General features: G+C 59.1%; 17 protein-coding genes. 4 read left to right on the top strand and 13 right to left on the bottom strand.

Annotated features, from left to right (window positions below; translation table 11 throughout):
- Window positions 1–86: 86 nt before the first annotated feature.
- Genes RBB63_RS22350 through RBB63_RS22335 form a run of 4 tightly spaced genes read right to left on the bottom strand, consistent with a single transcriptional unit; the run spans window position 87 to window position 6689 of the window.
- Window positions 87–3269 carry an efflux RND transporter permease subunit gene (locus RBB63_RS22350; protein WP_309387563.1) on the bottom strand — a complete coding sequence of 1061 codons (3183 nt, stop codon included), beginning with the start codon at window positions 3267–3269 and terminating at the stop codon, window positions 87–89.
- Window positions 3266–4531 carry an efflux RND transporter periplasmic adaptor subunit gene (locus tag RBB63_RS22345; protein WP_309387562.1) on the bottom strand — a complete coding sequence of 422 codons (1266 nt, stop codon included), beginning with the start codon at window positions 4529–4531 and terminating at the stop codon, window positions 3266–3268. The genes RBB63_RS22350 and RBB63_RS22345 overlap by 4 nt, the downstream gene beginning before the upstream one ends.
- A 2-nt stretch (window positions 4532–4533) precedes the next feature.
- On the bottom strand, window positions 4534–6057 hold the full coding sequence (locus tag RBB63_RS22340; RefSeq protein ID WP_309387560.1) for an efflux transporter outer membrane subunit: 1524 nt from the start codon (window positions 6055–6057) through the stop codon (window positions 4534–4536).
- Window positions 6057–6689 carry a TetR/AcrR family transcriptional regulator gene (locus RBB63_RS22335; protein ID WP_309387558.1) on the bottom strand — a complete coding sequence of 211 codons (633 nt, stop codon included), beginning with the start codon at window positions 6687–6689 and terminating at the stop codon, window positions 6057–6059. Before RBB63_RS22335 ends, RBB63_RS22340 begins: the two co-directional genes overlap by 1 nt.
- Before the next feature lie 156 nt (window positions 6690–6845).
- Here RBB63_RS22335 and RBB63_RS22330 point away from each other — a divergent pair, with 156 nt between their 5' ends.
- Window positions 6846–7217, top strand: coding sequence for a hypothetical protein (locus tag RBB63_RS22330; protein ID WP_309387556.1), 372 nt, complete (start codon window positions 6846–6848; stop codon window positions 7215–7217).
- A gap of 28 nt (window positions 7218–7245) precedes the next feature.
- Here RBB63_RS22330 and RBB63_RS22325 read toward each other — a convergent pair whose 3' ends face one another.
- On the bottom strand, window positions 7246–8127 hold the full coding sequence (locus RBB63_RS22325) for a hypothetical protein (protein WP_309387555.1): 882 nt from the start codon (window positions 8125–8127) through the stop codon (window positions 7246–7248).
- A gap of 107 nt (window positions 8128–8234) precedes the next feature.
- Window positions 8235–10019 (bottom strand): SulP family inorganic anion transporter, encoded by a 1785-nt coding sequence (locus tag RBB63_RS22320; protein WP_309387554.1) that lies wholly within the window; start codon window positions 10017–10019, stop codon window positions 8235–8237.
- Between the two features lie 136 nt (window positions 10020–10155).
- Between RBB63_RS22320 and RBB63_RS22315 the strand changes: the two genes are divergently transcribed.
- Window positions 10156–11793 carry a fumarate hydratase gene (locus RBB63_RS22315; RefSeq protein WP_309387552.1) on the top strand — a complete coding sequence of 546 codons (1638 nt, stop codon included), beginning with the start codon at window positions 10156–10158 and terminating at the stop codon, window positions 11791–11793.
- 359 nt (window positions 11794–12152) lie between these two features.
- On the opposite strand, the gene RBB63_RS22310 is transcribed toward RBB63_RS22315, so the two are convergent.
- From RBB63_RS22310 to RBB63_RS22290, 5 genes are read right to left on the bottom strand one after another with little or no spacing between them, the layout of a single operon-like run.
- Window positions 12153–12878 (bottom strand): hypothetical protein, encoded by a 726-nt coding sequence (locus RBB63_RS22310; RefSeq protein ID WP_309387551.1) that lies wholly within the window; start codon window positions 12876–12878, stop codon window positions 12153–12155.
- Between the two features lie 3 nt (window positions 12879–12881).
- Entirely contained in the window at window positions 12882–13637 is a 756-nt protein-coding gene (locus RBB63_RS22305; RefSeq protein ID WP_309387549.1) for a DUF2059 domain-containing protein, read from the bottom strand.
- A 3-nt stretch (window positions 13638–13640) separates the two neighbouring features.
- Window positions 13641–14657: a flotillin-like protein FloA gene (gene floA / locus RBB63_RS22300; RefSeq protein ID WP_309387548.1), complete on the bottom strand. Its 1017-nt coding sequence runs from the start codon at window positions 14655–14657 to the stop codon at window positions 13641–13643.
- Between the two features lie 40 nt (window positions 14658–14697).
- Window positions 14698–15183 carry an NfeD family protein gene (locus tag RBB63_RS22295; protein ID WP_309387546.1) on the bottom strand — a complete coding sequence of 162 codons (486 nt, stop codon included), beginning with the start codon at window positions 15181–15183 and terminating at the stop codon, window positions 14698–14700.
- Window positions 15184–15204: 21 nt separating this feature from the next.
- Complete coding sequence (locus RBB63_RS22290) at window positions 15205–16737, bottom strand: NfeD family protein (RefSeq protein ID WP_309387544.1); 1533 nt, start codon at window positions 16735–16737, stop codon at window positions 15205–15207.
- A gap of 145 nt (window positions 16738–16882) precedes the next feature.
- Here RBB63_RS22290 and RBB63_RS22285 point away from each other — a divergent pair, with 145 nt between their 5' ends.
- The gene (locus RBB63_RS22285) at window positions 16883–17803 is read left to right on the top strand and encodes an aldose epimerase family protein (RefSeq protein WP_309387543.1); all 921 of its coding nucleotides are present in this window, start codon (window positions 16883–16885) and stop codon (window positions 17801–17803) included.
- Window positions 17804–18193: 390 nt separating this feature from the next.
- On the top strand, window positions 18194–18964 hold the full coding sequence (locus RBB63_RS22280; RefSeq protein ID WP_309387541.1) for a glycerophosphodiester phosphodiesterase: 771 nt from the start codon (window positions 18194–18196) through the stop codon (window positions 18962–18964).
- A gap of 451 nt (window positions 18965–19415) precedes the next feature.
- Here the strand turns inward: RBB63_RS22280 and RBB63_RS22275 are convergent, their stop codons facing one another.
- Both RBB63_RS22275 and fabV read right to left on the bottom strand, forming a co-directional pair.
- Window positions 19416–20372, bottom strand: coding sequence for a dTDP-4-dehydrorhamnose reductase family protein (locus RBB63_RS22275; RefSeq protein WP_309387539.1), 957 nt, complete (start codon window positions 20370–20372; stop codon window positions 19416–19418).
- 169 nt (window positions 20373–20541) lie between these two features.
- Entirely contained in the window at window positions 20542–21726 is a 1185-nt protein-coding gene (fabV, locus tag RBB63_RS22270; protein WP_309387537.1) for an enoyl-ACP reductase FabV, read from the bottom strand.
- Window positions 21727–22199 lie beyond the last annotated feature (473 nt).

The raw sequence follows: 22199 nt of genomic DNA, 5'->3' as shown, positions 1-22199 counted from the left end.
GGAGCAATGGCGGAGTTTGGCTCATCGCTGAAGGACAGCGCTCCAGCGCCGCCGCCGCGTTGGAGTCCGCACCATGTGCAAGTGCTCTAGGCGTGGAGGGGCGCTCTTTCGGGCGGCTTTTCCTTACCCCAGAGCCAGCACCAGCAGAGGATGCAGGAACGCTTGAAGTCTTCGAGGATCAGGTAAGTCGCGGGGACCAACAACAACGTAATGAACGTCGCAAAGAGCACGCCAAAGCTAAGCGAAATCGCCATGGGAATGAGGAACTGCGCTTGCAGGCTTTTCTCAAAGAGAATGGGCGTCAGGCCGCAGAAGGTCGTCAGCGAGGTCAACAGAATCGGGCGAAAACGCGCGGCGCCGCTCTCCCAAACTGCGTCGAGCAAGGTGACGCCCTGCTTGCGCTGTTGGTTGATGTAATCCACGAGCACGAGGCTGTCGTTCACCACCACGCCGGAGAGCGCGATGATGCCAAAGATCGACAGCTGGCTGATCGGGTGCCCCATGAACACGTGGCCGAGGAATGCGCCCACCAGACCAAAGGGGATGACGAACATCACAATGAACGGCTGTAGGTAGCTTTTAAACGGAATCGCCAGCAGCGCATACATCAGGAAGAACACCAGGATCGTGCCACTGAGCATGCTGGAATTACTCTCGCGGACCTCTTCGTCTTCGCCGCGGAAAATGAAGTTCACGCCCTCGTAGTGTGATTGGATCTCGGGGATGATTTCATTGCGCAGCGTGTTTTTGACGGACTCCAGGTCGATGTTGTCCTTGTCGGCGTCGGCGAGCACGTTGACGATGCGTTGGCGGTTGTCGCGGTTAATCGCCGCGTAACCGAGGCCAACTTCGGCGTCGGCGACTTCACTAAACGGCACCTCCCGTCCGTCTTCCGTGCGAATGCGCATGCGCTCCAAATTGCCCACGGATTCGCGTTCTTCGCGCGGGTAGCGGACCATCACGCGGATGTCGTCGCGGCCACGTTGCACGCGTTGGGCTTCGTCACCAAAGAAGGCGGCGCGCACTTGGTTGCCAAGCTCCAGTTGGCTCAGGCCGAGGGCTTCGGCGCTGGGCTTGATGTTGAGCTGAATCTCCTTTTGGCCGTCAGCCAGGTTATCCCGGATGTCGAATACGCCGTCGAATTTCCTCAATGCGTCCTTGAGCTCATTGGCGACTTGGCGGAGTTGTTCGAGCGATTCGCCGGTGAGTTGAATGTCGATGGGCTCGCCTTGTCCGCCGGCGGCGGTGGCTTCAAAGGTCATGGATTTAATGCCCGGCACCTGGCCGAGCGCTTCGCGCCAGCGGTTGGCCAGCAGCACGGCGGAGTCCTCGTCGGTGCGTAGTTCGGACTTGCGCAGCTCGACAACCACTTGCCCCTGATGGCTTTGCACTTCGGTGGATTGCGTGCCGCCCGGGCCGCCGCCAAAGGCTTGCATGCCGAGCACCGATTGGCGCTTGTCGACAGGGTTTGGACGCCCGGCGGCTTTACTCTCCGCAATGACATCGTCCAGCGCGGCGTTGATGCGGTCGATTGCCTTTTGGGTGACGCTGGCGGGGGTGCCGTCCGGGTAGGCGAACACGACGCCGATGTAGTCACTGGGCACGGCCGGGAACGGCACAAACTTGATCCAACCGCCGATCACGAGGGAAATCGTCAGCCCGAGAATGGCGACAAAGCTGGACAGGGTGACATACCGGTAATTGAGAGCCTTGGCCAGGAGTGGGCGATACCACTTGTCGATCAGGCGCTCCAGGCCATCGGAAATTTTACGCTGAAAGCGTTGGAAGAAATTGATTTTCTCGCGGTTGCGGTCGCCGACTTTGCACAGCGACAAGTGGTAGGGCAGGATGAGCTTGGACTCGATAAGCGAGAAGAGCAGCGTGGGGATGACCACCATGGGAATCGCTTTCAGGAACTTCCCCTGGAAGCCCGGAATCATGAGCATCGGAATGAACGCTACCGCAGTCGTGAGCACGGCAAACGTCACCGGTGTCGCGACGGCGTGGGCGCCGCGGACGGAGGACTCGACGCCGGGGCCGCTGCGTTGGAACTCCGTGAAGACGCTTTCGCCGACGACGATGGCGTCGTCCACCACGATCCCCAAGACGAGGATGAAGCCAAAGAGCGAAATCAAGTTCACCGAAACATCAATCCACGGCATCGCGAGGAAGGTGCCCAGGAAGGAAATCGGAATGCCCAGCGTGACCCAAAACGCCAGCGATGGGCGCAGGAACAGAGTCAGCACGCACAACACGAGAATGAGGCCAATGATGCCGTTTTCGATCAGCATGTTCAGACGTCCCCACAGGTAGAAGGACGTGTCGCGCCAGGTGCTGATCGTGATGCCGGGCGGCAGGTCGTCCTGCTTCTCCTTCACGTATTCCTTGACGGCGGCGGAAATGCTGAGTGGGTTTTGTTGGCCAACTTCATAAACGACCAAATCCACGCCCGGCTGGCCATCGGTGACCATGCGCAGGGGGTCGTCGGTGAAGCCGTCGTTGATGTTGGCGACATCGCCCAGGGTGATGCGTGAGCCATCTTCGCGAGTGATCAGGACAATGTCGGCAAATTGCTGGCGCTCGTAGGCCTGGCCTTTGGTGCGGACGAGAATTTCCCCGCCGTCACTCTTGATTGCGCCACCCGGCAGGTCGATCGACGTGGTGCGCACGGCGTCGGCGACTTCCTGAAACGTCAGCCCATAACGGCGCATGGCGTCTTCGCTGACCTCGATGCCGATTTCGTAATCGCGCACGCCAATGATGTCGACTTGGCTGATCTTGCCCGTGCCGAGCAAGTCTTCGCGGACCTCTTCGGCCAGTCGCTTGAGCGTCTTTTCGTCGGTGTTGCCGCGCAACGAGATTGCGAGGACTTCGCGGCGAATCAAATTCTCCTGAATGATGGGGCGCTCGGACTCGGGGGGGAAGGTGTTGATGGAGTCAACGCGCGTCTTGATGTCGTCGAGCAGCTTGCGGACTTCATAGCCCTTATCGACTTCCACGGTCACGGTGCCGTAGCCTTCGATCGAGGTGCTGGTCATTTCCTTGATGCCATCGAGGTCCTGAATTTCTTCTTCGATGCGCTTGACGATTTGCTCCTCTACTTCGGCGGGCGCCGCGCCGCGGAAGGGCACGCGCACGGAAATGGTGTCGAACGAAAACTGTGGGAACAGTTCGATCTTGATGGTCGACATCGAGGCCAGCCCACCCAGCACGAGGATGAGCATCAGCAGGTTGGCGGCGACGCCGTTGCGGGCAAACCAGTTAATCATGACGCGTCAGCTTGACCGTTCTCGACGACGAGTTGCATGCCTTCGATCACGTATTCGACCGGGCTGGTGATCACGCGGTCGCCGGCTTCGAGCCCCTCGCTGATCACTGCGTGTTCGGTGTCAGCCTGGATCACGGTGACTTGGCGCTGAGCCAGGGTGTCGTCCGCCTGAGCGATGAGCACAGTGTCCCCCTCGCGCAAGGCGGCGCGGGGAATGGAAAAGGCGTTCTTGGCCAGGCGGCCCTCGATGTCCGCCTGCACGAACTTGCCGGGCTTGAGGGGGGGGCGGCCCGGTTGGCTTGGGTCGGAGGCAAGCGGGTCGGTAACTTCCACGATGACATCCAGCAGGCGGCTGCGTTGGTCAAAGACCGCGCCGGTTCGGATAATCTGCCCTTCCCAGGTGAAGCGTCGGTCGGCGAAATGGGTGCTCAGCGTGACTTGTGGGCCGTCGATTTCGCCGGTTTTATCGTTCACCTGTGATGGGAGGTCCAGCCGTGCGAGTTCCTCATCGGAAAGGGGCAAGCTGACTTCGGCCACATCGGTTGAGTAGATCGTTGCGAGGGCTGAATTGGCGCCGACGAATTGGCCCAGGTCGACGTTTTGCTCGATCACGCGCCCGTCGTAGGGCGCGCGGACGGCGGTGCGCTCCAGATTGCGTTTGGCGCGGCTCACGGCTGCTTCCGCACTTTTGATGAGCGCCTTGGCTTGCTCAAGTTGCGGCTTGCGCAGGGCGAGGTCGGTGGGGTCGCCGCGTCCGAGATCCTCCCAATCGGCGGCGGCCTGTTCGGCCTGAGCTTGCTCGGAGGAGAGGGTGAGTTTGGCCTGTGCAGCCTCTGATTCCGCGTTGGCCAGTGCGGCCTCGTAGTCGATTTTATCGAGTTGGATCAGCACTTCGTCTTTGCGGATGATGCCGCCGTCGCGGAAGTTGGGCGCCACGCTGTCAATGCGGCCGGAAACCTCGGCCGTTAGCTGGGTCTGCATGCGGGGCTGCACCACGCCCTGCGACGAAACGCTCAGGCGGATAGACTCCGGCTGCACGGTAACGGTTTCCACCGCGACTACGCGGGGAGGCGGCGTCTTCTTTTCCGGCTCGGGTTTGGAGTTGATGATGGCGACGCCGAGAAACCAGGCCACGACCAGTATGATGATCGGCAGCAGGATCTTGCCCGGCGCAAAGCCGCTGGATTTCTTTTTCGGCGTTTCAGCGTTGGAAAGGGGGGGAGGCGAATTGTCCTCTGGCGTGTGGGAGTCGGGACGGCTCATGGTTATGATTCCTCGGTCGTAGCTTTGTCTTGCAAAGCTACTTTGTCAGGCAAAGTAGTTTCGGGTAGTTTAATTTCTTCCGGTCCCAGCGGGGACTTCACTTCGACTTCCTCCGGTGGCAAATCGTCGAAGTCGCCACCCAGCGCCAGGTAGAGATTTACGCGGTTGACGAGCAGATTGGTGTGCGCAGAGATCAGGGCTGTGCGCGATTCAAAGGTGCGGCGTTGGGATTCCAGTACAGTAATGATGTCTGTCAGGCCGCGTGAATACTGCTCCCACGCGGCGTCTTCGGCGGCGATGGACTGAGTGGCGGACTCATCCAGATTGGCGACGCGGGCATTGAGAAATTGCTCTGAAGCCAGGGCGATTTCCACTTCACCAAAGGCGTTGAGCGCGGTTTGCCCGTAGTTCGCCAGGCTTTGCTGGGCGACGGCTTTGGCGCGGTCTACGGCGGCGCTCAGGCGCATGCCCTGGAAGATTGGTTGCAGGGCGTTGCCAGCCAGCGTCCACACGGAGAAACTGCTGTCGAGCAGGTTGCTCAGCGAGCTGCTGGAGTAGCCATACTCACCGGTCAAGGCAATGCGCGGCAGCATGGATTTACGCGCCTCGCTGACGCGTTTGCCTGAGGCCGCCAACTCGCGCTCGGCGACAATTAAGTCCGGACGTCGCTCCAACAGTTCCGACGGCAGGCCGACTGGCACTGGCCGCGTGATGCTGGGCAACGTCTCGGCGATAGCCAATTCCTTGGCCGGGTAACGACCCAGGATGATTTCGAGTTGGCGAATGGCGGTGTCAAACTCCTGGCCCCGCAAGTCCATGGAGGCCTTGGCGGCTGCGGTTTGGGCCATGGAGAGTCGTAGGTCCAGCGCGGGGCTTACGCCGCGTTCATAGCGGTTGCGGATGGCATTGGTGGCCTTGTCAAAACTTTCGTATGTGCCCGTGGCGAGCTCGAGCTGTTGGCGTGCTTCGATGCAGCGAAACCAGGCAGTGGTGGTACGGGCTGCGAGCGACAGGCGTGCGCCGCGGTAGGTGGCGAGTTGAGCCTGCACATCGGCCAGGGCAGCGCTTTGGCGGTCGCGCAAGCGGCCCCAGATATCGATTTCCCACGTGGCGCCCACACTGAGCATGACGCTGGAGTATTCTGAATTCGTGCCGCCGATGTTTTGCTTTTGGCGTCCACCCCCGAATTCACCATTGATCTGCGGGTAGGCGTCCGCGCCAGCAATGGTGGCGTCTGCGCTGGCGATGCCCAGGTTTGCGGCGGCAGCCTGCAGATCGTAGTTGCGGGCGATGGCTTCATCGACCAGTTGGCTCAGCTCGGGTGAGTCAAAGTCCTGAACCCAGCCGCTGGGTGCGTCGGCCAGTGCCGCGCCTTCCACGGTTTCGCCAGGTGGAGTATGGGCGGTCCAGTTCGCCGGATAGCTTGCAGGCATTTCCTCCACGCGACTTTCCGGTGGCGTGGCGCATCCGGCCAGGATGAGCGCAGCGCCAAACGGCGCCAGTTGTTGCCAGCCGGGCAGGGGCATCAGGAGGGTTCCTCCATGCCGCGAAAACCGACGCACATAAAGCTGAGCAAATTGCGGCAGGTTAGCTCCAGGTTGCCAATGTCGATGTGCTCGCAGTCGCAACCTTTGGGGTGATGCAGGAGCAGGGCGCCCAGCATCGTGCTAATGGCAAAGTGGAAACGCCAGGCGAGCGATTCGGGGGAGAGGCCTGGCTCGGCGGCGGCAATGGCGTCAACGAAGCGGCAGGTTAGCTCGTTGAAAAACTCTTCGTGCAGGTGCTGCCAGAACTCTTCGTTCTCCGAGAACATGCGCCCCACCATGCGCAGGAAAATGATGTTGGGGCCGTCCGGGCCCTTGGCGACTTCAAACATTGGCCGCAGCAAGGCGTCGAAAATGTCCTCCAACGTGGCGCCGCCGGGTTTGGCTTCGGCAGCTTCCAGGCGTCGCACACGCTCGTTGTTCAGCGGGACTATTTTGCCCCGAAACATTTCCCACATCAGCGCTTTTTTCGAGCCGAAGTGATAGTTTACCGCAGCCAGGTTGACCCCGGCTTCTTCCGTCAAGCTGCGCATCGATGTGCCGTCGAATCCGCGCTCGGCATAGAAGCGCTCGGCGGCCCCAAGAATGCGTTGTCTAGTGTCTAATGCCTCCATTTTGTTTCAAACGCCTGTTTAAAATTGATTTCCTGTCAATTGTCCAAAAGAAAAATATTTTAACTGGCGTTTGACGCTGGGCCTGGATGTCGCGACGCTGGCTGCCAGACGAATGACCCGTAACTGATGTTGTTGATATACTTAGCGCCCCTGATCATGCTGATCGATATAGCCCAGCTCCTGCTGACGGAGCGGTTTATTGGCGTAAAGCAAATCCGCAAAAATACGCACCCGCTGGACAGCGACCGCGTCCCCCCCTCCTGGGTCATTTTGTTGTGGATGTTTGGCCTGGCCATCATGTGGATCTACATGGCGCTGCTCGTCATCGACCCGCGGGGCGGCTTGCAGGGCGCGTTGATGTTGATGGTCTCGGTCGGCGGTTTCATTCTGCGCCGGGTAGCGGGCCTCAAATGGGCGCTTGTGCTGATGACCATTGAGACGGCGATCCGCCTCGGGCTCCTCGCCAACATGCTCATGGTTATCTTTTTCTTCGGTGGCCGTCTGCTCCCGCCAAGTTATTATAACTGACCTTGCCGCGGAGCATCGTAACTCCGGACTATTCCCAGGCGGCGGCGTCCGTTGCGGTGCGGTAGGTGTAGTAGTCGAAAGAGTGGATGACAGCTCCCTGGTCCGGAAAGGAGTCTGCGGGTTTGCCATCAGCATTGGTCACGATCAATTGCACGCGGTAGGCTTGCTTGGGCTTCATGGCGCTCGAGTGCACATTGAAGCTCAGCGAATGGGGCGCGCAGTGTATCTCGTCGACTTTGCAGTAGGCGTTCTGGGTGATCTCGTCGTGGTGCTTCATGGTTGTAGCCCACTGGCCGCTTTCATTGGAGAGGACTATTGTCGTGTCGACGCCTGCTTTGTCGTAAATCTGCTGGCCAGTGGCGAGGCTGTTGTCGACATCGAGGCGGAGCTCCAGCCGCGCCAGGTTGTGCTCAAGATCCCAATGTCCGTGTTCGGTGGAGGCGAACTGCAGGACGATGCGCAAGGCGTCCTCCACTTGCTCCAGCTTGACCTCAGTGATGTCGAGTTCGCCAAGGTCTTCGGCGCTGTCGCCAGCGGGGTCCTCGTAAGTCAGCCTTGCGATGAAGCGGTTGTCGAGTTGGAGGTCCATCTTGGGCTCGGTGACGTGGACGGTTTGCCGTTTCAGCTCTTGCTTGGCCGATGGTTCTGCGGGCGGAGGCGGCGCCAGCGCGGCCGTTTTCAGTTCGGCGAGGTAATCCAATACCGCTACCCGGCTTTCTCGGTTGAGCGACCCAATGGGGATGCGAAACTGTTGCCCGTCGCTGCGCTTTAGGGTCAGCGTGCCTTCCTTGAGCTCGGTTGGCATAGCCAAGATCGTGGCGCCGCCGACATTGGTGAGCATGATGAAGCGATCCTCCGCTCTGAGGACGGAGGCGCACAACAGGCAAAGAAGGCAGACATAAGTGCGCATGTTCGTCAATTTGCAATCATTTCTGGGTTAATCCAGTCAAAACTCAGGGGTGAATCCCAAGCTCTTAGGGTGAGCTTATCGCATCTGCTTCATTGAATGATGCCGGCTTACTTTTTGCCTTCGGCGGCGAAGATGGTGATGTCCGCCGTGTCGATGCCGGTGATGTCCTTGGCGCGCTTCAGGGCGTCGCGGGTAGAGACGTTGGGGTTGCCGGGGCTGTAGCGGAAGAAGTTTTCCGGGCCGAGCAACTCCATCAGGCCAGATTGGCGGAAGACGCGTTCGATGTCCTCGTGAGCGCCGCTGACCAGGATTTCGCAGCCTTTGTCGCGCGCCAGCGAAATGAGCTGCTGCAGGCTCATGGCTACGGTCGCGTCGAGGTGGTAAGCGTTGCGCAAGCGCAGGATGATGGCCTTTTGCGTGGGGTGCTCGGCCAAGCGTCGCACCTGCTCCAGGAACATGTCGCTGGAGGCAAAGAAGAGGTCGCCTTCCACGTGGACAATCGCGATTTCGGGCCGTTCGTGCTGGAAGTCTTTTTCGACGAGTTCACCGGTGTCGGCGAAGGAAATTTCCTTGAGCCCGGGGCGAGCCGCCTTGCGGATGAAGAACATCATCGAGGCCGCCGCGCCGAGGTAGATCGCGCTGTCAAGCGGGAGGACGAGGCCTCCGCCAAAGGTCGCCAGGAACACCGCCGCGTCGCTCTTGGTCGTCTTCAGCATCAGCTTGATGTGCTCTTTGTTGATCAGCGAGATGCCGACCGTGATGACGAGCGCCGCCAGCGCCGGGCGCGGAATATACTGGATCATGCCGCCCAAAAGGAACAACCCGCCGATGAGCAACGCGCCACTGAAAATGCTGGAAATCGCCGTCTTGGCGCCAGACTTGTAGTTGAGCACGGAGCGGGTCAGCGAGCCGGAAACGGTCATCCCCGAGCCGAAGGCGCAGACCATGTTGGCTGCGCCCATGCTGAGCATTTGCTGGTTGAGGTCGATGCGGTCGCCGGCCTGCGCCGCGAGCGTCTTGGCGATGGATGAGCTTTCCAGCAGCGACAGGAAGGCAATCGCCATGGCGGCGTTGGCCAGCGTGTTCAGCTCGTTCCAGTGAAATTCTGGGATCGAGAGCGGCCAGTCCTTGGCATTGATGGGCTGCAGCATTTCCACGCTAAGGCCGGTTTGCTTCAGCGCGGCCGTCAGCGCGCCCATGATGATCAGCGTGATGGCGACCGTGGGCAGGCCCGGCAGTTTCTTTTTCAGCGTCTTGGTGAGCCCGTAGTAAATGGCCAGAGTCACGGCGCCGACGCCGATGGCGTGCCAGTTGGTCGTGGAGGCCCAATCGGCTTCGATCAGGCCGATGGAGAAGTTCCACAGCGACTCCGCAAACGTTCCCGCTCGCGGCACATGGAGTCCAAACACCGTCTTGAGCTGGTTGACAATGATCAGGCAGGCCGCCGCCGAAATGTAGCCGATGACCACCGCGCGCGAAATATACTGCGTGATCGTGGCGACTTTGAAAAACGAGCCAATGATCATGAACAGCCCCACCAACACGAGCAGGAAGGGTAGGGCCGCGACGGATTCCATCGGCGTATAGCCCAGCGTGAGGAACGTTGACAGCAGCATGACCGCCGTGGCGTTCGTCGGCCCGAGCATCACAAAGCGAGAGCTCGCCAGCATGGGCCCGGTGATCGACGCCAACGACGAGCAGAAGATGCCAATCTGCACCGGCAAGCCCGCGATCAGCGCGTAGGCCATGCCCTGGGGGAAGTCCAGCAGCGCAACATTGATGGCCGCACTGAAGTCCGCCTTGGCTTTCTTCAGGTTATACTCCCGCAGCGTTTTCCGCAGCGGAAACAAATCCAACCCCCTTGAGCGCCACCATTGACGAATGTCGATCATTCCTCCAAAGTGAGACTTTCTCCCTGCTTGAGCACAAGCGCGAAATGTAGAACGATTAGTGAAACTTTAATTGTTAACGTTTTGACATTAGATTTTCTGTGATCAAGCTGCTTTCTTGCTTTAACCAACGACGACCATGCCGACACCGGAATTCCAATACCAGGACGTCCTCCCCTTGGGTGAGGACCAAACGCAATATCGCCTGCTGACCAAGGAGGGCGTCTCCATCACCGAATTTGACGGCAAGGAGATCCTTAAGGTCACCCCCGAGGCGTTGACCTTCCTGGCGCGTGAAGCCTTTAAGGACATTTCGTTCAAGCTCCGCCCGGCGCATCTGCAGCAGGTGGTCGCGATTCTCAAGGACGAGGAAGCGAGCGAAAACGACCGCATGGTTGCACTGACGCTGCTGCGTAACGCCGAGGTCGCCGCGCACGGTATCTTGCCGTTCTGCCAGGACACCGGCACCGCCACCATCATGGGCAAGAAAGGCCAGCAGGTCTGGACCGGCGCTAACGACGCCGAAGCACTGAGCAAGGGTGTTTACGAAACCTACACGCAGGAAAACCTGCGCTATTCGCAGACGGCGCCGTTGGACATGTTTAAGGAGAAGAACACCGGCTGCAACCTCCCCGCGCAGATCGATCTCTACGCCACCGAAGGCGCCGCCTACAAGTTTCTCTTCGTTGCCAAGGGCGGCGGCTCGGCCAACAAGACTTTCCTCTTCCAGAAGACCAAGGCCGTGCTCAACCCGAAGGCCTTGGAAGCCTTCTGCATCGAGGCCATGGGGTCGCTCGGCACTGCGGCTTGCCCGCCTTATCACCTGACGTTCGTTATTGGTGGCACCTCGGCTGAAACCTGCCTGAAGACGGTCAAGATGGCGTCGACCAAATACCTCGACGCGCTGCCCACCGAGGGCAACGACCAGGGCCAGGGCTTCCGTGACCTGGAGTTCGAGCAACTCCTTCTGCAGCGCGCCCGTGAGAGCGGCATCGGCGCTCAGTTTGGCGGCAAATACTTTGCGCTAGATGTGCGTGTCGTGCGCCTGCCGCGCCACGGCGCTTCGTGCCCAATCGGCATCGGCGTGTCGTGCTCGGCCGACCGCAACGCCAAGGCCAAGATCACCAAGGACGGCATCTTCCTCGAACAACTGGAAGAAAATCCCGGCCAATACATTCCGGACGAAATGCGCCAGATCAACGACGCCGACCAGGCCGTCAAGATCGACCTTAACCAGCCGATGGACGACATCCTGGCGACCTTGACCCAGTATCCCGTCACCACCCGTCTGTCGCTGACGGGCACCATCGTCGTCGCGCGCGACATTGCCCACGCCAAGCTGCAGGAGCGCATCGACTCCGGCGAAGGCTTGCCTGACTACATCAAGAACCACCCAGTTTATTACGCAGGTCCGGCCAAGACGCCGGCCGGTTACGCCTCGGGCAGCTTCGGCCCCACTACGGCCGGGCGCATGGATAGCTATGTTGGCCCGTTCCAAGCCGAAGGCGGCTCGATAGTGATGATCGCCAAGGGCAATCGCAGCAAGCAGGTGACCGACGCTTGCCACCAGCACGGCGGCTTCTACCTGGGCTCCATTGGCGGTCCGGCGGCGATCCTCGCCCAGAACAACATTAAGAAGGTCGAAGTGCTCGAATACCCGGAGCTGGGCATGGAAGCCGTGTGGAAAATCGAGGTCGAAGACTTCCCCGCCTTCATTCTCGTTGACGACAAGGGCAACGACTTCTTCCAGCAGATCAAGGGCTGCGCCGCCTGTTGAGGCGCCGCCTCAAACTCCCAAATGCTGCACATCGTGCGCAGTGCTGTCGCTTTATTCGAAAAGGTGGAGCCCGTAGGGATACCGGTTGCACCTGTTAAAATAGCTTTTTGGCGTTTTCGAACACACCCTGGGCACTACATGGAATTAATTTAGGTCGCATTAACTTACCATTAATAATCGGTTTGATAACATCATGATGAACCTAGCTTTAACTACGCGCCCATTCCTCACGCAGCTACTACCGTGACTATCGGGGTGGGCGCGTAGTCTAAGAATGGATCGGGAATCCAGCCTCACGCGCCTGACGTATGATCATTTTTTAAGCGCGGTTGCCAGCGTCATTGGACGCGCCTGGCGGGTCAAGCTTCCCAACTGCGGCGGATGGCGCCATCGCGCCGTTCACCAACGGGAGTGCCGAGGATTTCCATGTAGAGAAATGCATCACGGGCGGCTTTAGGGTCGCGTAGTTGTCGCTTGATGCGTCGGGCAAAATTACCGCGTCGCGAGCGGCTTTGCGCAAGCTCGTCGGAGCCGATCTCGTCGCTCATTACCTTACGGACTTGCTTTTGGGCAGCTCGGCGGGCTTCGGCGGCGCGGCGCTTGGATTCCTCAATCCGGCGTCGCTGTTCGGCGAGTTCCGCCTCGTAGTCGCGCACGGGGGGCGGTGCTTCGTAAGTTTGCTGCTGCGGAATCGGTGGGGGCGCGCTCTCGCCCGGTCGGCCATAATTAAGCGGCTTGGGCTGGCGCTCCTCTTGAGGCCTGGGGGGCGCTTCGTAGGTTTGCTGTTGGGGGATGGGCGGTGGCGCACTTTGCGGCGGCGGTTGCTGTTGTTGTCCGCGACGCTCGGCAATCTTGCGTCGAATTTCCTCCTGAATGCGGCGCGTGCGCTCTTCATCACTCACGGGGCGTTCTTGCTCACGCGGGTAATCTTCGCCATGGCGTTTCTGCTGTTGTGCAGGAGGGGGCGCGGCGCGCTGAGGCGGCGGAGGCATCTCCTCTTCCTCCTTCTTGCGACCGAATATTTGCCCGAGCAGCCAAACGACAAAGACGATGATGGGCACTATGTATTCACCAATTTCCTGCATGGGTCAGTTTTTCGGAGTTTCGACAGGCGCATCTTTTTGCGCGTGGTAGGCCTGCATTTTTTGTTGAACGGCGGCGGATGCTTTCATGATTTCCGGCATCATGATCTGCATGGTGCGGGCCTGCATTTCGGGGGCCTTGTCAATGGAGGCCTGGCCAGCCGGCGTGCTGTAGAATTCATTGATCCCGCGCAACTCGTCGACACTGAATACGTCGGCGTAGGCTTGCTCCATGTCGGCCTGCATGGACTTCCAATCCATATCCTTGAACATGTCTTTGAAGACCTGCTCCTGATAATCGAGAAAGGCTTCGTCGGAGTTGCCCTGTGCCGCCGCCTGCTGGCGGATGGACTGGCTCATGGCCTCCATTTGCGAATCCATGATCTTGGATAAGGTCTCTTCGAAGCGAATGTTTTTAAAGAGCTGCGCGGCTTCCTGCTTGGCGATTTCCGCGTCGGTCGGGCCGGTGGCGGCAGCCATCGTGGCCAGGCCAACCAGGTATTCCTGCCCATCCTTGGCGACGATCAGCACGCGGCGCTCTCGGTCGTATTCCACCAAGTCGTAACCCTGAAAGGCGCCGCCGGCTTCGGCCCAGGTCGTGTCTTTGCCGCCGGGTGAGCTGAGCGAGAAGTTGACCGACTCGCCCAGGTCAAGCACGCCGCGCAGCACGATATCGTTTGTGTATTGCGGTTGCTCTGCGTTGCAAAGTAAGGCTAGGCCCAGGAAGGTTATTCCGAGTAAGGCGTGGCGAAATTTCATCATGGGTTACTGGTTGTTGCCGGGCGCTTGGTCGGGCTTGGAGATGGACTCACGCATGTCGGTGTCGGCTTGAATGTTTTCGAGGCGATAGTAGTCCATGACCCCGAGCTTGCCGGTGCGCAGGGCTTCGGCGAGCGCCAGCGGCACCTGGGCCTCGGCTTCGACGACCTTGGCCTGCATCTCCTGCACCTTGGCCTTCATTTCCTGCTCCAGTGCGACGGCGGCCGCGCGGCGGATTTCCGCCTGGGCTTGGGCCATGTTCTTATTGGCAATGGCCTGTTCCTCCTGCAGCTTTGCGCCGATGTTCGCGCCGACGTCCACGTCGGCAATGTCGACGGAAATAATCTCGAACGCCGTGCCGTTATCAAGGCCTCGCCCAAGCACGGTTTTGGAAATGCGATCGGGGTTTTCGAGAACAAACTTGTAGCTTTCGGCTGAACCGATGGTGGTGACGATGCCTTCGCCAACGCGAGCGATGATGGTTTCCTCCAGCGCGCTGCCGACGTATTGGTCGAGATTGGAGCGCACGGTCACACGGGCGCGGGCCTTGACCTGGATGCCGTCTTTGGCGACGCCGTCGATGGTGGTGCGGCCGGATTCGCGGGCCGGACAGTCGATGACCTTCGGGTTAATCGAGGTGCGCACCGCTTCGAGCACGCTTTTATTTGTGCCCTTGGTGGCGAGGTCGATCGCGCAGGCGCGTTCCCAGTTCAGGGTAATGTGCGCCTTGTCAGCGGCGATAATCGCTTGCACGGTTTGGATCACGTTGCCTTCCGCCAGGTAGTGGGCTTCCAACACGTCGGAACCCAACTTAATGCCTGCCTTAACCGCGGTGATGCGTGCTTCGACAATCAGCTTGTAGGGAACGCCTCGGAGGCGCATGGCCACGAGGGTTGGGATGCCAACAGTGGCGCCTGAGAGATAAGATCTAAGGAACGTCATGAAGAATGACGCGACAATGAAGAGTAGGCCAATTAAGATGACGCCCAATACAACTAGGGCGATGGTCCCGATATTTTCCATAATGATTACAGCAGGGTTGAGTTTGGATTGTGTTTAAGTCTTAGGAAATTTTTTTAACGACGACTCGAAATGTATCGCGTCCGACGACTTCGATCAGCGTCCCTTTGTTGAGGTAACCGCTTTGAGAATAACCTTCATAAAATTTACCACCAATCACGATCTTGCCGCTGGGGGCCATGGTGGTCAACGCCTCGCCTTGTTGCCCAATCAGGGATTCCTCTTCGGGGCCATCGTCACTTTTCGCGCCATATCGCAGGCGTGCCCCGCTGGAGCTGTAGAGAAATAACTTCTTCCCGTATTTTGTCTTTGGGAGCATGCGTAGTTCGAACATAACGACTACGCCGATGAGCAGCAGAGCGCCCATGAAGGTTGCCAGCGCCACGTAGAGGCCATACTCATTGTAGGCTACGCTAACGGCGCCAATGACTGCGACTGCGCCCAGCAGGCCAAGGATGCCTCCCGGCACGACGATCTCGAATGAGATCAAGACGAGCGCGACGAGGATGAGTCCAATGATGAGAGTCATGTTGAAATTCTGTTTCGTGGATTATACAGCTCGAACGACGAGTGAGAAATCGCGCGTTTCGATTACCTCAACACTTTCGCCTGAGTCGATGGAGCCAATGAGGACCAGTGCTTGGAAACGCTTGCCATTAATTTCGACTTGGCCGCCAGGGTGTAGATCGGTGGCGGCGAGTCCTCGATCACCTGGTTGGGGCAGGGTGCTGGCAGGGGCGCCATCCAGGGAGCGTCCGCCGCCTCGTTCCACTGCGTGGCCGTCAACCTGGGCTCCTAGGACGATGGCGCGCTTCAGGGGGGAGTCTGGCAAAAACTTAAATAGGACCAGCCCTAAGGCAAAAGCGATGCCCAGGCCGAGAATCACTTGCCCAATCGGCGCGATGAAGAGCTCGGGCTTAAGCTCGAAACCTTTACTTCCTTCGGGCCAGATATCAGCCATGGCCCAGACGAGCGAACTGATGACCAAGACAATGCCAGTGATGCCTGCGATGATGGTGCCCGGCAGCAAAAACAGCTCTACGGCAATGAAGATGATTCCAATTAAGAACAGGAGGATGCCTTCGGCTCCAGTTAGCCCCGCGCCATATTTGCCAAAAAAGAATACGGTGATGAGCAGTATGCCGATGATGCCTGGAATACCGAAGCCAGGAGACTTCATTTCCATACCTAACATGACGATGCCCAAGCCCATGATGATGACGCCGATGGTCGAAATAACTTTGGCAAATCGTTCTACCCAGCTGACTTCAAAATGTTTTACCTGATAATTCTCAGCGCCGTATTTTTGGTCCAAGACGTCCGTAATATTTTCCGCTACGCCCTCGGCGAGCAGGGGTTCGGGGGGCGCGCCATATTGCTTGATTGCTTCTTGAGCGGTCAGCGAAAGTAATTTGCCTTCCGGTTTGAGGACGTGGCCGTCGATTTCCAGAACATAGTCCGGGTCCATCATCGCTCGTTGGACATCTGCGCGGTAACGATAATCCTGAGTGATGGACCGGACTTTCACGTCCAGAGCGCTCTCCAACTTGCGCTTTAGGGCCGGAGGCAAGTCCTGCCCGTTCGCCATGATCGCTTCGGAGGCGCCCATGACGCCAAAGGGCGAAAACCAGATATCGTCAGTGGCGATAGAGATGAATGAACCGGCCGAAAAGGCTTCTTTATCGACATAAGTGATGGTGGTGCCTGCGTATTTGGTCAGCGCATCCATCATGGCGAGCATCGTGCCGCTGTCGCCGCCTGGTGTGTTCATTTTTAGCACCACCACATCGACCTTGTTTTTGATCGCCTCCTTGAGGGCTCGGCGGAGGATATAGAGCTGTGGGTCTGCGATAACGCCATCAATCGGCACCACGTAGACGTCCCAGCCGCCTTCGGGCGTTTCGGGGATTTCGCGCGGCTGGGGGGGAGTATCTGCCGTTTCGGCCAAGGGAGTGTCCGTGGGCGTGGGCGATTCCGTGGGCGCGGCGTTGGGGTCCACGCGGGAAGCGGCTGCGGGCAGGACGAGCGCGCAGGCGATCAGCAGAACGCCCAGTAGGGCGCAAATGGGACAATGCCGCTTCATGTTGGGTAGCATTCTACAATTAAAAGCGCAGATGAGACAATTACAATAGGCGAGCCGTTTTGGAATCGACTGGCGCAATAATTTTTGTGTTGAGATGGGATTAGCACTGGCAATAAGGCGCGCAAACGCCCACTTTTACCTGACCATGGAAACGATCGATCTGCAAGGCCACCAAATTCGTAAATGGACCATCGGCGCGTCTACTTTTCTCGCCTATCCCGAGGCGGGCGCCCGCCTGATGAACTGGCACCTGCAGATGGCCGACGGCTCATTTCGCGATGTGATTCACTGGCCGGAAGACGCCGACTTGGACAACATCGCCAAGGTTCGTGGCGGCAATCCCGTGCTCTTCCCGTTCTCCGCGCGCACGTTCTGCGACGGCGAGATCGGCTTCTGGAAAGACCCAAATGGCGAACGTCGTCCCATGGCCATGCATGGCTATGTGCGGCAAGGCAAGTTCCGCATCGAGTCGATTCACGACAAGGGCTTTTTGGCGATCTTTGAGCCCTCTGACGAGTGCCGCGAGGCCTATCCCTTTGACTACGAATTCGCCGTGCGTTACCGCTTTGAGCAGCTCGCGTTTTACGTGGACTTCGAGCTGAAAAACCTCGGCAGCAAGCCCATCCCCTGGAGCGCTGGGCACCACTTTTACTTCGCCTTGCCGTGGCATGAGGACTTGAGCCGCAAGGACTACATGATCACCACCGGCGCCAAGAAAGCGTTTCACCAGAACGACGCTGGCAAGCTCGATTTGGTGAAGGAATTTCCCGACCCGGCCAGCTTTGGCGATGGCGCCATTTGCGACCTGATCCGCACCAAGCTCAAGACGAACGAAGTTCGCTTCGGTCCCAAGGGGGGGGAGGAAGACATCGTCATCCGTTTTGGCGACAGCGCCAAGCCGGACCCGTGGAATGCCCTCGTCACCTGGACGATGGCCGACGACAGCCCCTTCTATTGCGTTGAGCCCTGGATGGGGCCGCCCAACGCGCCCGAGGTCAAAAACGGCCTGCACTTCGTCAGCCCCGGAAAAAGCGAAGTCTTCAGCGTTCAAGTCTCCCTCGGCTAACCAGCCTCCGGCTGGACCGTCGGATGCGCTGCATCCGGATTTGCGCAGTGCGCAAATGTCTACCCATTTTACAACATCGGATGGCATTGATGCGCTGCATCCGGATTTGCGCAGTGCGCAAATGGCTAATCGAACTGAATGAGGTGGCGCGGATCGTCTCGATCCGCAGTTGCGTCCAGTCTGACCGTCTAATGAAAAGGCAGGCCAAAGCTTACCATTCGACTATGCTCATGGCAGGCAAGCTAGCCGCTAAGCAAAACACCCGCTTACGCTTTTGGCCATTAGACAAAACCCTTGGTGCAGCGGGGAGCTGGCTGGAAAACGTTACCTTATTGCGAAAATTGGATTTCCTTACTGACAGGGCTGATGATTCGTGGAAGATGACGCGCAATGCGCATTGTTGCCCACCGCGGAGCCTCGGGTTCTGCCCCAGAAAACACCATGGCCGCCATCAATCGGGCCTGGGACATGGGCGCTGACGGCGTCGAGGTGGATGTGCACCTGACCAAGGATAATGTCCCCGTCGTCATTCATGACCCCGACACCAAGCGGGTGGCGGGGCAGAAACTCGTCATTAAAAAATCGACCTACGCCGAGCTGTGCGAGCTGGATGTCGGTTCGTGGAAGGGGCCAGAGTTTGCCGGCGAGCGCATTCCCCGGCTCGACGAGGTGCTGGCGTCAATGCCGACGCGTAAGAACTTTTTCGTCGAGATCAAGGACGTCTCAGGCCACAAGCTGGCGCGCGCCCTGGAGCCGATTTTCCGCGACAACCCGCAGTTTGTCACGGAGCGCCAGGTTTACCTGATGAGCTTTTTTCCCGACGCCTTGTGGCCGATGGCGGCGCGGTTCCCGGACCTCACCCTCCTGCTGCTGGTGGACAAGCTGAATCGCTTGCCCCGCCACTTGCCAGACAAGCTGCCGCATGACTCTTTGCCCGTGCACGGGTTGGGCATTTCGCACAAGCTGAAGCTGGATGACCAGCGTCGCGAACAGCTCTTGCGGGCGGGCGCCATCATGAATGTGTGGACTGTCAATGAACCGGAGGAGCTGGAGAAATGGGAGTCTGCGGGCTTTGATTTCTTAACGACCGACCGGCCTGAGCTCTTCATCGGCCAGCATCCTGCTGGACCGGTGGTTTTGCCCAATGGGCACAATGCGTGAGCGGGTGTTTTGCTGAGAGGCTGCGTGGTGGCTTGCCTGGAGATCACCACTGAGCGGGCCGGGCTGCGCCCTAGAGCACTTTTCATCTAGATTGGCCGAGTCAGGTGGGGTATAGATTGGATGCAGCGCAAGGCGGCTTTGATTGAGCGGGCTGTAAGCCCGTGATTGAAATGCCAACGCCGCGAACTTCCAATCTGGCCCCAAGCCCAAAACCGAGTGCTTTTCCGCGCCAGCGTTGTTGGCTTTTCGCTCACAGGCTTCCAGCCTGCGACGCTCAAGCCGCCTTGCTGGACACGAAAAATCACTGCGGCCTGATCGGCCAATCTAGATGAAAAGTGCTCTAACTTTTCATGGCGGATGGAACTGCAGGTCGGGGACGATTCGCGCCACCTCATTCAGTTGGATAAGCCATTTTTGCAGTGCAAAAATCTATCGGTGCAGCGGGACGCTGCTAGAAGTCGCGGCCTTTAACGAAGCGTTCGCGGGGGGCTTCGGTGGATTGGCCAGTCATGGCGGCGTGCCAGGCGCGGCAGAGGGGGGGGACCTCCATGTCGGCGACTTGCTGATCGTAGCAACGGGAGGGCGTGCGCAGCTTGGACGCGAGCGGATGCAGGTTCAGGCGCAGGTCAAGGGGGCGGTCGGCGGGGGCCTCGACGGGCTCGATTAAATCTTCCGGGAGGCCGAAGCGCTCAAGGATGCGTTTGCCCATTTCGTAGCGGGAAATTTCGTCCGGGCCAGCCCAGTGGAAAATGCCATGCAGGTTGGGGCGCTCGCAAAGCTCGGCGAGCACGTCGGCGAGGTTGTCCACGCTGAGCGGCTGGCGGATTTCGTTGGTGAAGAGGGGGGTGCGCTTGCCCTCGGCCCATTGCTGGAAAAGCTTTTCGTGAACGGAGCGCGCGCCGCCGGGGCTGTTGCCGGTGAGGATCGCTATGCGCAATACCGTCGCGAACTCCTTGCCAAACTTCAGGACTTCGCGCTCGGCGAGGAGCTTCGTCTGGCCGTAGAGATTGCGGGGGCTGGGGGCGTCGGTTGTGCGATACGGGCCTTCCATGCCGTCGAACACCATATCCGTCGACAGGTGGTAGAACCGCGCCGACAGGTGGTTGGACAGCATCGCGAGGTGGCGGGGGAGGGCCACGTTGATCTTCTCCGCGAGCTCGGGATTGGCGTCGACGCTGGCGGGGTTGGAAATGGCCGCGCAGTTGACAATGATGTCCGGAAACTCCTCCAGGATCAGCGCCTCGATTTCGACGAGGGACGAGAGGTCCATCTGCCGCCCCACGGTCTTGGGGGGGAGGGGGGCTTCGCGCGTATTGGACACCGCAATGATGTCATGCTTGCGCCGCGCGGCTTCCCGAAGGAACGCTGCGCCGGTGAGTCCACTGGCTCCGGTGACGATGATTTTCATGCTGAATACTGGCTGGAGGGGGGGGAGGGTTACGGATTTTTTAACTACGAATGTCGCGAATGGACGCAAATCCAGCAACGTGTGTTCCCTAAAAGTATAACTTTGGGATCACGTATTTCTGGATTCGCGAAAATTCGTGAGATTCGTAGTTAACCTCGCGTCGCGTCCCTTACCCGATGCTGGGGACGCCGAGTTCGAGGTCGACTTCGGCGTCGTAGTCCACGCCGTCGAGGCCGAAGCCGAAGAGCTTCAGGAACTCGCTTTGGTAGAATTCGAAGTCGGTGTCGCTCTTGAGGTTGTCTGTGGTGATCGTGGGCCAGATGGCGGCGGCGGTGGCCTGGACGTCTTCGCGCATTTCCCAGTCGTCGACGCGGATCAGGTCTTTGCTGTCCGTTTCGACGCCTTCGGGGCCGTAAATCTTGGTGCGGAGCATGCGGTCCATCTGCTCGATGGTGCCTTCGTGGATGCCCTTTTCGCGCATCACCTTGTAGAGGATGGAAATGTATAGCGGCACGACGGGGATCGCTGAGCTGGCCTGGGTGACGAGGGCCTTGTTGACCGACACATAGGCGTCAAAACCCGCGCTGCGCAGCTCGCCTGCGGTGGACTCGAGGTGTTCCTTGGCCTTGCCGATGGTGCCTTCGCGGTAGATCGGGTAAGTGAGGACCGGCCCGATGTAGCTGTAGGCGATGGCCTTGGCGCCGGGGGCGAGGGCGTCTGCGTCGCGCAGGGCGTTCATCCAGAGCGTCCAGTCTTCGCCGCCCATGACTTTTTGCGTGTTGGCGATGTCTTCCTCAGTGGCGGGGGGGAGGGTGACCTCGGTGACGAGCTCCTTGTCGGTGTTGACGGTCTTGGCGGTGAACTCGTTGCCGATGGGCTTGAGCTCGCTCTTGTATTTCTCGCCCGTGGCCGGATCGATGCGGATGGGGGAGGCCAGCGAATAAATGACGAGGTCCACTTGGCCGAGGTCGGCCTTGAGCGTGTCGATGGTCTGCTGGCGGATTTCGTTGGAAAAGGCGTCGCCATTGATGCTCTTGGCGTAGAGTCCGGCGCTGGTCGCGGCTTGCTCGAAGGCGGCGGAGTTATACCAACCGGCAGAGGCGGGGCGGCCCTTGTCGCTGGGGCGCTCGAAGAAAACGCCGAGGGTGTCGGCGCCGCTGCCAAAGGCGGCCGCGATCCGGGTGGAGAGTCCATAGCCAGTGGAGGCGCCGATGATGAGCACTTTCTTGGGGCCGCCTTCGATGGCGCCCTTGGACTTCACGTAGTCGATTTGCTCCTGCACGTGCTTGGCGCAGCCGGTCGGGTGGGAAGTCACGCAGATGAAGCCGCGGACGCGAGGTTTAACAGTCGTCATAGTCATGGTTGTGGGAGATTAGGTGGAGCGGTTAAAGTTTAAAGGTTAAAGATTGGCGTTGTCAGGTTAGGTAAGGCGGGGGGAAGTAATGTGAGCAGGGTGAGTAATGTGGGTAAGGTGTGTAGGGTTGGTGGGGTGAGTAATGTGGTAGGGTGGGGAAGGTTGGTGGGAGATGTGGTGATCGTTTTAATACTAGTAGAGGAAGGCGTTTTGCCAATGAAAATGTGAACGAAAGAGCATTTTATTAGTGACTGGCTTTCACTATTAATCCGGGTTGGGAATCAACGACTTACGACATTGGAATTAGACATAATGTCGGGCGTGGCTGGCGGTGTGGCTCAACCCATTTGCGCAATGCGCAAATCTATCGGTCTAGAGCACTTTTCATCTAGATTAGCCGATTCAGGTGGGGTAGAGATTGGATGCAGCGCAAGGCGGCTTTGATTGAGCGGGCTGGAAGCCCGTGATTGAAA

Source organism: Cerasicoccus frondis, assembly GCA_031296915.1.
GTDB lineage: Bacteria > Verrucomicrobiota > Verrucomicrobiia > Opitutales > Cerasicoccaceae > Cerasicoccus > Cerasicoccus frondis.
The sequence above is the reverse complement of the archived record's forward strand: the minus strand, read 5'-3'. Positions and strand labels throughout refer to the sequence as shown.